Source organism: Vibrio sp. 10N.286.55.E10, from assembly GCF_002872555.1.
Lineage (GTDB): Bacteria > Pseudomonadota > Gammaproteobacteria > Enterobacterales > Vibrionaceae > Vibrio > Vibrio crassostreae.
The window spans coordinates 290888-303351 of sequence record NZ_MCSD01000060.1 but is presented as its reverse complement, the minus strand read 5'-3'; the positions used below and the strand labels follow the sequence as shown (position 1 = coordinate 303351).

The 12464-nt window shown below is 44.3% G+C and carries 12 protein-coding genes; all 12 read right to left on the bottom strand.

Translation table 11 applies throughout. The features are described from left to right. Positions 1-73 precede the first annotated feature (73 nt). Entirely contained in the window at positions 74-727 is a 654-nt protein-coding gene (locus BCV39_RS22460) for an MBL fold metallo-hydrolase (protein ID WP_102432395.1), read from the bottom strand. A gap of 100 nt (positions 728-827) precedes the next feature. Continuing rightward, positions 828-1376, bottom strand: a complete 549-nt coding sequence (locus BCV39_RS22455) for a YcbK family protein (protein WP_102432394.1) — start codon at positions 1374-1376, stop codon at positions 828-830. Positions 1377-1585: 209 nt separating this feature from the next. Next, complete coding sequence (locus BCV39_RS22450; protein WP_102432393.1) at positions 1586-3112, bottom strand: L,D-transpeptidase family protein; 1527 nt, start codon at positions 3110-3112, stop codon at positions 1586-1588. 80 nt (positions 3113-3192) lie between these two features. Beyond that, positions 3193-4281, bottom strand: a complete 1089-nt coding sequence (locus BCV39_RS22445; RefSeq protein WP_102432392.1) for a DUF1513 domain-containing protein — start codon at positions 4279-4281, stop codon at positions 3193-3195. Then, positions 4271-5332 carry an imelysin family protein gene (locus BCV39_RS22440; RefSeq protein ID WP_055319797.1) on the bottom strand — a complete coding sequence of 354 codons (1062 nt, stop codon included), beginning with the start codon at positions 5330-5332 and terminating at the stop codon, positions 4271-4273. Before BCV39_RS22440 ends, BCV39_RS22445 begins: the two co-directional genes overlap by 11 nt. 142 nt (positions 5333-5474) lie before the next feature. Beyond that, positions 5475-6863 carry a di-heme oxidoredictase family protein gene (locus BCV39_RS22435; protein WP_102432391.1) on the bottom strand — a complete coding sequence of 463 codons (1389 nt, stop codon included), beginning with the start codon at positions 6861-6863 and terminating at the stop codon, positions 5475-5477. 113 nt (positions 6864-6976) lie between these two features. After that, positions 6977-8236, bottom strand: coding sequence for an imelysin family protein (locus BCV39_RS22430; protein ID WP_102432390.1), 1260 nt, complete (start codon positions 8234-8236; stop codon positions 6977-6979). Positions 8237-8412: 176 nt separating this feature from the next. Further along, on the bottom strand, positions 8413-9048 hold the full coding sequence (gene ribA, locus BCV39_RS22425) for a GTP cyclohydrolase II (RefSeq protein WP_307862866.1): 636 nt from the start codon (positions 9046-9048) through the stop codon (positions 8413-8415). Between the two features lie 209 nt (positions 9049-9257). Continuing rightward, positions 9258-9434: a hypothetical protein gene (locus BCV39_RS23245; RefSeq protein WP_017063565.1), complete on the bottom strand. Its 177-nt coding sequence runs from the start codon at positions 9432-9434 to the stop codon at positions 9258-9260. Positions 9435-9523: 89 nt separating this feature from the next. Next, positions 9524-9964, bottom strand: coding sequence for a heme lyase NrfEFG subunit NrfF (gene nrfF / locus BCV39_RS22420; RefSeq protein WP_102431669.1), 441 nt, complete (start codon positions 9962-9964; stop codon positions 9524-9526). Further along, complete coding sequence (locus BCV39_RS22415) at positions 9961-10515, bottom strand: DsbE family thiol:disulfide interchange protein (protein ID WP_102431670.1); 555 nt, start codon at positions 10513-10515, stop codon at positions 9961-9963. Before BCV39_RS22415 ends, nrfF begins: the two co-directional genes overlap by 4 nt. Then, positions 10496-12418 carry a heme lyase CcmF/NrfE family subunit gene (locus tag BCV39_RS22410; protein ID WP_102431671.1) on the bottom strand — a complete coding sequence of 641 codons (1923 nt, stop codon included), beginning with the start codon at positions 12416-12418 and terminating at the stop codon, positions 10496-10498. The genes BCV39_RS22415 and BCV39_RS22410 overlap by 20 nt, the downstream gene beginning before the upstream one ends. Between the last annotated feature and the right edge of the window lie 46 nt (positions 12419-12464).

The window sequence follows — 12464 nt, the reverse complement described above, 5'->3', positions numbered from 1 at the left end:
CAATAAAAAAAGCTTAGCTTTCATAACAAAAGCTAAGCTTCATTTTCAATCGTTCTTTTACTAGGTCAGAGGCTTAGTAGAGTGGCATTTCATCTGCGACGAACGGGTTTGATGCACGCTCACGACCGAATGTCGATTCAGGGCCATGACCCGGAACGAATGTTACGTCACTGCCTAGCGGCCAAAGCTTAGTCTTGATTGAAGCGATAAGTGTATTGAAATCACCTTGTGGGAAATCAGTACGGCCAATTGCACCGTTAAACAACACGTCACCTACAAATGCTATACGTGCTTGCTCACTGAACAGTACAACGTGACCTGGCGTGTGGCCCGGCGTGTGAATCACATCGATAACTTGGTTACCAAAAGTCACTTTGTCGCCCTCTTCTAACCAAGTGTTTGGTTCAAAGGCTTTACACAGTGGGAAACCAAACATTTGGCTTTGATTCTCTAGGCCTTGCAACCAGAAATTATCAGCCTTATGTGGGCCAACAATTTCAACGTTCAACATCTCTGAAAGTGGCACCGTACCACCAACATGATCTAAGTGACCATGAGTCAGCACCAAGTTCACCACCTTCACACCCAGCTCTTCAATGATCGCAGCTAGCTGTTGGATGTCGCCACCTGGATCAACAACGATGCCTTCCATGGTTTCATCACACCACACAATCGAGCAGTTTTGAGCGAAAGAGGTAACAGGTACAACTTGATACTTAAGAGACATATACAAACCTTAGAGGGCAAACTGAAATTTGGGCAAACTATGACATTGGATGTCTACTTTGACAAGTGCCTACGGTATCGCCCTTCAACTCAGATTCGCTTTACCAGCTGCGTACTGGGCCAGTATCAATATGGATAAAGTTGCTACGCGCATAATACCCCACACCACCTGCGTTTAGGCTTTTAGCTACGTCTCTCAGCTCTTTCAGATCAACACCATCAATACGGAAGTCGATTGCTTTACCTAACATATGGTAACTCTTTTTAGCCACACCACTCGACTTAGAACGAAGTGCTTCATTGGTCGCTGGAGAACGGTAACCAGAGATGATCTGAACTTCTTTTTGAATACCCAACACGTTTTGAATCTGAGTGATCTGATCAAACAGGTTCTTGTCCATTGGGTGAATTTCATTACGACGGAAATCGCGACATAGTTTGCTAAGGCGTGCCATTTCGTCACCGACATAGTTAGTGCCATCGAAATAACAAGTCTCTAAACGTTCACCAGTGTGAAGATTGTTCATGCTAATCGTTCTTGGTTGATCAGGGTATGAAGCAAAAGCGATAGAAGGAGTAAGAGAGGCGACAACAGCAGTACCACCAGCGTAAGTCAGAAACTGACGGCGTGAAAATAAACTTTGAGACATACAGCAAAAAACCAATTAGATCGAACGAAAAATGCACGATACATAATGGCATTTGCTGCGTCAACGTACAAAAACCGCGCAAAACGTTAGTATTTGTAACCTTTGTACGGTTAGTTATTGATACTCATTATAATTTTATCAATAGAAGCTTGGTTGTCATTTTTTGGTCAAGATCACCTTAGTTGAACTCATTTCAATCAACCACCCTCTTAATCATATTGGTAGATATCACCGCGGTACTGTATGCCGCCCTCTTCAAACAACACGGTTTGATAGATGATATGCACTGGAATCCGCTTCTTGAGGCGAACCTTAGTATTCGGAGCGAGGTCAGCATTTTGGTTCGGGACTTTCCTTACCTTAGTGGCAAACAATAACTCAGCCAGTTCTTCTGCGTGTTCAACACGTATGCAACCTGAGCTATAAGCACGGAAGTCGTCATTAAACAGGCCTTTACTTGGTGTATCGTGCAGGTAAATGGCTCGCTTATTAGGTGTGTTGAACTTATACAAACCTAATGCATTTCGCGAGCCAGCCTGCTGACGCATCCGATATGGAAACGAATTGAAGTTGATTGTCTGCCAATCGATCTCTGTGGTGTCGACCGTTTCCATTGAACGCCAACCGTCAATCACTTGGAAGTTGTTCGTTTCAAGGTAGCTTTCGTCCGCTTTTACTTTAGGCAGGATGTCTTTGACCATGATTTTCCATGGCACATTCCAAGTCGGGTTTAGAATGACAGAATCTAGGTTTATCTCTAAAAGCGGTGTTTTTCGCGATTTTCTTCCCACGACGACTTTAGACTCAAACACCTCTTCGCCATCTTCCCAGTACTTCATGTCAAAACTCGGCACGTTAACGACGATGAGAGAATCTCGGTCTCTTGGCCACAAACGAACACGTTCAGCATTCAGAGCCAATGAGGTTAATCGATCATCAAAGCCCATGTTGATCCACTTTATCGTGTCAGGGCCGATGATCCCATCGTCTGTAAGACCGTGCATACGCTGGAAGGACTTAATCGCCGTTTGCAGATCTCGATCGAACTTAGGGAAATCGACCGCGATCATCGAAGTATCAACACCGACCAAGGCAATACGTTCAACAAGAATGGCTTTATCTGAAAGCTGGTCGCCCAAGCGTTTCAAGCCTTTCTGTCTGTACCGATCAATCTTGAGCTCGGACGCGGTTTCTAATACTGAATAAGTCGCCTTGAATTGGTCGAAATCCCCCACTGGCGGTGCGTAAGACAACACCATCTCCAATAAGTAATCATTGGCGACACTGCTTTTCAGTCTCATCAGAATATGGGGCGAAGGCGCTGGTAATTTGGAATGTAGCTTACCCGAAAAGTACCACTCCTTACCGGCAAGTGGCGCATTTTCAACGTAGCTTAGGTAGTAGATAAAGGTATCGGTAAGTAATATGTCCAACTCTTGCCATTGAGCATAGGATTGATAGTGACGGATTTGCTTAAGTTGTCGTTCAAAGAGCGGTGCCATTTGAGCTTGTTCGAGAAGCGACAATTGAAATTCAAACGCTTTAACCAGTTCTGGCGAATCCCAAAGGATAGGAAGAGAAGTGTCTTGATAAATACTCTGGGTAAGCTCTGGATAAATCAGCATAAAAGAGAGCTCTGAATCAGCCGGAATGAAACGGCTCTCGTCAGAACTCGTATAGCTCCATGCGTGCACAGAAACTAACACCAATAATCCACAGAAGTATTTCGCTAACATGCTTAACTCCATCCCCATAATCTCATAAGTATGGCAAAGAAATTGGAGTAAGCATGTTAATTTTTAAGGTGCTATATGCATCAAATTGACGACCAGTGGTTATCCCACTGAACCGTAGATTGCTGGGTCGATTTCTCATGAGGGTTTCGCTGGCTAACCACACTCCCCGCCCCAGAGCTGAGTCGAAACTCTCCATCAAGTAACACGGCACCAGAGGCATCAGATAGCGCAGAAAGTTCGACTAACTCTTTACTCTCTTTGGACCAAATACCGTAGCAGTTGCCTCTTGGCGAAGTCGCAATAATCCAATCATCTGACGCCGCAATACTGGCGATATAGTGATTGAACCTTGCCCATTGCTCTGGCTCTGCGTTCAGTGATTCAAACTGCCCGCCTTTAGTATGCATCGCCAATAGCGAAGGATACTCATCTGGTTCACCACGATATTGCTGGCCACAAAGCACGGTTTCAGCACCATCATGGGCTAAGTGTCGAATGCTCAGCTTCTTATCCAACAATTCAACCTGATCAAGCAGCGCACCTTCAGGAGAAATATAACTCAAGCTCGGCTGCATCGAATCTAGGTTTTTCGGTGTTCTACCATCAGTATGAACGCCACCAACGCCGATCGCGAGATTACCATCCGGCATGATGATCACTTCATGAGGCCCAATACCAAAACCGCTGAACTCTTCGACCTTACGATAGCCTTGCGCGACATCGTAAACGCCAATCACACCTTGGCTGCTGTCCGTTTTCCCTTCAGTGGCATACAGTAACTTACCATCTAATGAGTAAACGCCATGACCATAGAAGTGACGGTTCTTACCTTTCACGACCATTTTGATCTGCTGGCCGTTTTTATAGTCAAACACCATAAAATAGTCACCAGGACGACGAGCAAAAACCACCGCATGTGATGAGGTTGGGCAAATCGCGACGCCATGACCACGATCTGGAATCGGCAGTTGACTCAATGGCATTCCATATTCGTCAGCCACAACCGCTGAATATTGACCTCGCCCATTCAGCGCACAACCGATTAATTGAGGCTCACTAGATGAGCTCACAGCACCAGAGCGACTAGCGCAGCCAAACGGAAGCAATGGAACAGCTGCACAACCCAGTGCAGCTTTGAGTAGCGTTCTTCGCGTAGTATCAGTCACCATCGGTAGCATTAAATCCTATTACCACGCCAAGCTCTATCGCCACTTCTTCATGAATCAGGTACTTCAAACGTTCTAGTTTGTTGTATTGAGTTAGCACATCTCGGTAGCCCTCTTTACTCTGCAATAACTCAAACAAGCTTGAGTCTGTAGGCCAAGTATCTAGCGTCAATGTGAACTGGTCAGCAACACGGTCAGCAAGGTCGTTTAAGCCCTTCTCTCTCAACAAGCCGTCTAGGCCATTGCCATCGGCAAGGTACAAATTCTGAAGTGCTGCTACATTGGCTTTTAGTTGAGTCATCGAGGTTTGTGCACGCCATGATTCTGAGAAGTAAGGACGCGGATGACCAATTTTCGCCATCGGGCGACTCAGCTTTTTCATGCTGTAATCAAGCTGGTTAGTCAATAGAGCGATGTATTCAGATTCCCAACGCATCTCGTCTAGCGCTAGCCACGGGTTAACCTGCCAAGCTTCAGCAATAGAGGCCGATTTCATTGCCAAGTTTTGTGCGATAGCTGGTGAAGATAGACAGCCTGAAGCTTTGTCTTGAAGCAGTGGAGATTGCTCGTCGTACAGAGACCACTCCAAGGCGCCAAGCCCCTGAACGGTCACACTTTGCTGTGCAATTTCGTCTTGTGACCAAGCTTTATCTTGCTGAGTCAGCTGACGCATTTTTAGACCTGTGGTGTTCTTTTTGTCTGGCCAAAACTGAACATTCCAGCTCTCTTCCAGTGCCGCTGTTGGGCCTCTTTCTTGACCTTGTAGTGCCATCCAACTGTTCATTGTAAGCTGCCACTGAGCTTTCAACGTATCAAGCTCAACACTATTGGTTTGGCAGTAACCCTGCATCAAGACTTCTAGTTCACTGGCTTGCTTGGCAAATAGAACTGCAGAATCAAACTCTTGTTGATAGACACTGCGACTAATATGACTTGCCGTGTCGGCTTGATAGGAGACACCGTTAACCTCAGATGAAGCAGTCTGCTCACCCGATGATTGACAGCCTGCCATGATTAATACCGACAAAGGCATTAACAAAAATTTATGTGTCATGCTGTTACCTTACTTCCTAATTTTTCTTTTAATTATATGAGTTCACTAAATATGAAACGACCGCTGAGCTCGTATTCCTACAAGTTCAGCGGTTGTGTTCTTTAGGTTAGCTGAGTAGTTAAAACGCTAAATCTCAGTCCGACTACAGCGAGTTCAAAAACGCCAGCAGTGCTTCACGCTCAGTCGCATTCAAAGACAGTACGTTTTGTTTTGCCATTTCTGCTTCACCGCCATGCCAAAGTACCGCCTCCATAACGTTTCTTGCACGACCATCATGAAGCAGGAACGTATGACCATTCACTTCTTTGGTATAACCTAACCCCCACAATGGCGTGGTGCGCCACTCTTGACCGTTAGCCAGATACTCTGGGCGATTATCCGCTAGGCCTTCACCCATATCATGCAGCAGCATATCGGTGTATGGGCTAATTAACTGATTAGATAATGCTGGCAGACCTTCTCGCTCTGCCGTGCGGAACTCAGCTTGATGACAGCTTTGACAGCCAACGTCTTTGAACAGTTTTTTACCTTGCACGACAGCCGGATCATCAATATTACGACGAATAGGTACTGCTAAGTGCTGCGAATAGAACTCAACAAAATCTAGGATGTTGTCGCTGACTTCTGGCTCACCGCCATTTGGGAAATCATCACAAGTCGATTGTGCAGATGTGCAGTTTTCGTTCGGGAATAAGCTGCTTGTTAGGCCTAAGTCACCATTAAATGCCGCTGCATTTTGCTGCATTAGATTTGGCTGTCCGGCTTTCCAACCGAAACGACCCAGTGCTATTTCGTTTGTGCGAACATCAAGAACGTAATTGGCTTTACCCGATACGCCTTGGTTATCCGCTGCTTGTTGCTTAGCGAAACCAAGAATCGTCTCTTGAGGAATACTCTCGAGCAGACCCAAACCGATCATTGGCGGAGCAACACGAGCTGAGAATTCAGTTTTAGGGTGCATCTCACCGAACGCAAGCTCAGTAATTTTTAAAGTGGGTTTACGCAGAGTAACAACCGTGCCGTCTTTAAATTCAACAGGAACATCGGTATAACTGATGTTCACTTTCCCCTCAGGTTTAACACCTTGAAGTGCGAAATCTTGTAGCTGGCCACCGTAAGTCGGTTCTGGGATGCCACCATCGCGAATAAAGGCTTGTCTTTGCTCTGGCGTTTCAGCCGGAATGCTCAAGCGAACCAACATGGATACCGCGTTCTCATCGCCCTTTTCTGGCGCGTGACCACGACCATCTTTGATGTGGCAGTTTTGGCAGCCGTTGGTGTTAAATAGTGGTCCTAATCCATCACGAGCATCAGTTGATGACGGTGCGGGAACCCAAGGGTTTCTAAAGAAACTGTTGCCTACGCTGAAATCTAAGCGTTTACTCATTGGTAGGTTGGCTGCGGGAAGGGAAAAAGCGTTCGCCCCCTCTTTCTTAACGGTCGTTTTGCCGCCAGAGTAAGTTTCATGGGCATGTAATGGCGATAAGACAAACAGTGCGGTTAATAGTGAGGCTGATAGATACGACTTCATACATTGCCTTGCTGTGTTTTTTGGTTTTAGTTTTTATGTGGGTGTGGCTTTCTTGAGGATCAAACAATTAAGGGCTCAATGAGAGCCCTTATATTTATTTTTGGCTCAGGTTCTTAGAACTCGTGATCCGCTGTGTCTGGGTTCAGGCTATCAATGCCAATCACACCCGCAGCACGCTCAATTGCAGCTGTTTGCGACACTAGCGCAACAATCGTTTTGTTTACTAGTGCGTTACCCGCAGCGTTGTCAGCAGCAATTAGCTGATCGAAGTGCTGGTTGTTTTTATCAGCAGACATTACCAGTTGGCCTACTTGTGCACGTGCTAGGTCAAACTGCTTTTGAATCTCTTTCGCAGCTTGCTCGTCTTTTTGCTCAACTAGGTCAAACAGGCTTGGACCTGAAAGCAGAGTGCCGTCTTCACGCTTATATAGACCCGTGTAAACGTTGTAGATGCCTTGCTCGTTGTAGTAGTGAGAGTTGTGCGTGTTATCAGAGAAACAATCGTGCTCGTCTTCAGTAGAGTTTGCTTCTAGTGCAACCTTCATACGCTCACCCGCTAGTTCACCTAGAGACAGTGAACCCATGCCGAATAGCATTTTACGTAGGCCATTTTCGCTAGATTCAGAAAGCAGTTCTTGACGGTAGTTACCTTTCTCACCTTCAGCCCACTGCTTTTCCATCCACTCTAGGTCTTGGATAAGCAGCTCAGCAGATGCTTTTAGGTATGCGCCACGACGGTCACAGTTACCGTTAGTACACTCAGCACCAACAACGAAATCAGTGTAAGCACGCTCACCTGCGCCGCTGTTTGTACCGTTTAAATCTTGGCCCCAAAGTAGGAATTCAATTGCGTGGTAGCCAGACGCTACGTTCGCTTCAGAACCGCCGATCTCGTTCAAGTCTGCGATTAGCTCTGGAGTAATGTTAGTTGCATCAACCGTAGTCTGACCAATTTGGAAAGTCTTATTAGCCACGATGTTTGCGCTAGCGCCTTCGTTACCAAGCTCATATTGGTAATCAGAAGATACGTAGTCAATCAGACCTTCATCTAGTGGCCATGCATTCAGTTGGCCTTCCCAATCATCAACAACAACGTTGCCGAAGCGGAATACTTCTGACTGTTGGTATGGTACGCGAGACTCAAGCCAAGCTTGTTTTACTTGTTCGAAGTTGCTAGCAGAAGGAGAAGCTAAAAAGGTATCAATAGAAGAGTTCAACGCTTTTGCTGTAATTACTGAATCGGCAAACACGGCATGAGCAATATCTGCATAGTGTTCTACAACTTGATCTTGAGTTACTGCTGCAAAAGAAGAAGCAGAGGCAAAAATGAGTGACGAAGTTACTGCTTTTGTCACTAAAGATTTAATGGTCATGAAGCATCCTTGTTGAGCTTTAAATTATTATTCGTAGTAATAGTGCAAACCATTATCATTTGCACTACGGATTGGAATAATACAAACTTACAATTTTATTGCAAGATAAATACAAAAAAACCTCACATATGTGAGGTCTTTAAACATTTTTATGTTAAGCGCAACAAGTAAGCGAATCAGATATCCAGGTTATGCTTACCGTGTGAGACTTTCGCTTTCAGGTAGCTCTCATTACCCGATTTGATATGAGCAGAGGTATTCACCACTTCTTCAATCTCAATACCAAAGGATTTAAGTTCATTGATTTTCTTAGGGTTGTTGGTCACCAAACGGATTTTTGTAGTACCTAAAGCGCGTAACATTTCCGCTGCTTCAGTAAAATCACGTAAGTCATCACCAAAGCCTAGGTGGTTATTGGCTTCGTAAGTGTTCATACCTTCGCTTTGCAGGCGGTATGCATCGATTTTGTTGTATAAACCAATACCACGACCTTCTTGGCGTAAGTAAAGAATCACTCCACCCGTCTCACCCATAATTCTAATGGTTTCGTCTAGCTGCTCGCCACAGTCACAGCGAGATGAATGGAAAACATCACCAGTCAAGCACTCAGAGTGCATACGAACAAGAGGTATGTCTTGTGTCTTATCTGCTGATTTAAATATCACAGCAACATGCTCTTTGTCTGTTTTCAATCCATGAAAAGACAGAAGTTCAGCATCAATACTGCTTGTTACCCCTACTTTGAAATCTATTCTGGCACGCACTTCCGCCATAACTATACTCACTTGAAAATTCGATGTATTTAACAACACTACATTATATGTCTAGGCAATATTTTGTAGCTAACTATCTAATGATAGACACTATGAGGCTGTTAACAATTTTTTTCAAGGTCGACCATGCTCAAATTGTTATATTATAACAATAATTTTTCAGGTAACAAAAAAACCCACATTGGAATGACCAACATGGGGTTATAAATTAATCAGTTGCGGCTGAAGTTACGATTTTTACAGAACGTTCAGCTTACTTGGGTTTGCTTCCAGATGACAAGTTGAACCCAAGCGTTCTCTAATTCAGTTAACTCTTCTTGAGTAAGCGTAGAAATGCTCGATTTTGCACTGTATTTTTCTGCCCATTTGTCAGATCGGACATGAGTATGGAACTCTTTCTTTAAATTTGAGATTACGTTATCCACAGACACATCCTTATATAACAGTGCTTAGCCTTTATAATCCTTTAATGTTACAAAATACAGGTCAATTGGTAAACAGTAATACATAATTTTTATGAGCTCTTTCTAACACTTTTTACTGATAGATATATAAATAAGAGAAATAATAGACTTGGAAGTAGCCAAAGTAATAAGTTTGAAACACTCATTGCAGGTTTATAGAGCACAAATTCACCGAACCTTTCTGTCATATATTGAGTGATTTCATTATTACTCTGCCCTGCTTTCACCATTTTGAATACAACGAGACGTAAGTCTTTTGCTATCGGAGAGTTCGACTCAATCAAGTTTTGGTTCTGGCATTGCGGGCAACGTAGCGTTTTAGCCAATGTAATTGCGCGCTGCTGCTGCTCAGGATTATCAAACTCAAACAATTCAACTTGAATACTGGTGTCTTTATTACTCGCTGTAAACAAATCTTCCGCGATGGTCGGAAAACTAATAACAACAAGTGCAGACAACATAAGTAGAGTTTTTATTAGAGATTTATTCATCCATTCGCACCATCAAAATACATAGCAAGTTCATCTTGCCATACGGATTCATTAATCACGCCCAGTAGCTTCTTCACGATTTGCCCATTAGCATCAACCAGATACGTTTCAGGCGTACCTATCACGCCGAGTTCTAACGCTAGCTTACCTTGAGGATCACTGATCACAGTAGAGTACGGATTGCCATCGCTCAATAACACATTGATTGCTGCCGCAGAGTTATCTCGATAATTGAGCCCAATAATTGGAATACCTTTATCATTAAGTTTGAGTAAAAAAGCATGTTCGGTTTTGCAGATACCACACCACGACGCCCATACATTCACTAGTTGATAAGGGTGCTGAGTGACATCAGTCAACGTAATTTCCTGTTTGCTACTGATGCCTTCGCTATTGACTAACGCAGCAGACACGAATTCAGGAAATGCCCTCTTCTGCTCCGACACAGTCGTAGATTGCTGCTTATTATTGAGTGCAAAGGCAAAACCCAACACCATCACTAATGCCAAGACAATTAACGTGATGAGCTTGTTACGAACGCTGGTATGCATACTGTGACGCCTTAACGGTTTTCTTTCTACGATGAGTTAATGAGAGTAAAGCGCCGAGAATGGAGAACAACCCACCAAACCAAATCCAGCGCGCATACGCTTTGTACTGAACACGGAATGCATAGGCTATTGAGTCTACTTTCTCTCCCATGGTGATATAAACATCGCCATGCCAGAACCACTTCATTGCAGGCTCACTCATGTTCATAACACGAACTTGGTAGTGTCTTCTTTCTGGCGCGATGGAAAAGCTTTGCTCGCTAGCATCTAATTCGAGTATCGCTTTTTCTGCAGTAAAGTTGGAGGCGACATAGAGCTCGGTATCACGATGAGAAAGCGTCCAATCCATGAATTCCACCTGTTCACCTGGGCTTAATTTATAGCTACGCTCAAACGAGTGGTAACTGTTCATAGCAGCACCGACAGACAATACCGCTACTCCAACATGCGCAAAGGTCATCACCCATACTTTACGTTGGAACTTGGATCTTCGCGTAACCACTAAACCATAAACGTGCGTCAATAAAACCCAGAATGCCAGCCCCCAAGTCAGCAGCACCATCACTTGTAGATGTCCCTGTTCCACTTGCCAAGAATAACAAATGTACCCAAGCACAAATGACACCACAGCTAACGAGGCAATCACGCCTTTAGTTGCTTGAGGTTTGATACTGAGCAATGGAGCTAAGCCAACCACGCCAAGGGCGAGTAACGCTAAAGGTGCAATCAACAGATTGAAGTAAGGCGCACCGACCGATATGTTACCCAATCCAAGTAGTTCAAATACCATTGGATAGAAAGTGCCGAAAACAACCACGGCTGTTGCCAGCACAAAGATAAGTACCGCAACTAAGCTCAAAAAGCTTTTGCTGGCGAAGCTGTTAATCGGATTAGATTCAAAAGATTCACCTCTGACGATAAGCAGAGAAAATGAACTTACGAGTACCAGAACTAATATAAGCAGCAGTGCAATACCTTTAGTTGGGTCGACAGCAAAAGCATGTACCGATGTTAGTACTCCAGAACGAACAATAAAGGTGCCTAAGATACTCAGGCAAAACGTAATGAAAGCAAGGCTGAGAGACCATTTTAGGAGCTGTTGTTTGCCCTTTGCAACACCTAGGCTGTGCAGTAATGCGGTCGAAGTAAGCCACGGCAACAAACTGGCATTTTCAACAGGATCCCAGAACCACCAGCCGCCCCAACCTAATTCGTAATACGCCCACCACGAACCAAGAATGATCCCTGCAGTTAAAAAGATCCAAGCGACGAGACACCAACTGCGACAATGGGAAACCCAATCAAACTCAATAGGATCAACCAATAAGGCCGCAACAGCAAACGCCAGCACCACAGAAAAGCCGACATAGCCAAGGTAAAGTAATGGAGGATGAAAAATCAGGCCGACATCTTGCAGCATTGGGTTTAGGTCACGCCCTTCTAGCGGCAAAATCGAATTCATTTCAAATGGGTTTGATGCGAATAAGGTGAACCAAGCAAATATCGCGAGCAGTAGATTCATTACCCACAACACACGGCTTTGGTATTCATTCGAATAGTGTTTTTGTAGGGCAATCACGCCAGACCAAACGCTAATCGTAAGTACCCAAAATAACAAGGAACCTTCATGGCCAGCCCATACGGCTGCTAGCTTAAAAAATGAGGGTAATTGAGTATTTGAATGTTCAGCGACATATAAGATAGAGAAGTCATCACTGACAAAGGCATAACCAAGCAATACGACAGAAGTGAGAGAAAACAATGCACTTGAAAGAGAGAAACTACGGATTAAACCTATATTTTGCGTCCGTTTGTTTAGCATTTGATAAAACGAATGCACACCAATAATGCTGCTAAGAACAGCGACCAACACCAAACTAAACAGCCCCAAAGAACCGACCATATCACCTCAATAAGGCTCCGCTTGAGCAGAGCCAAGTTAAACAATT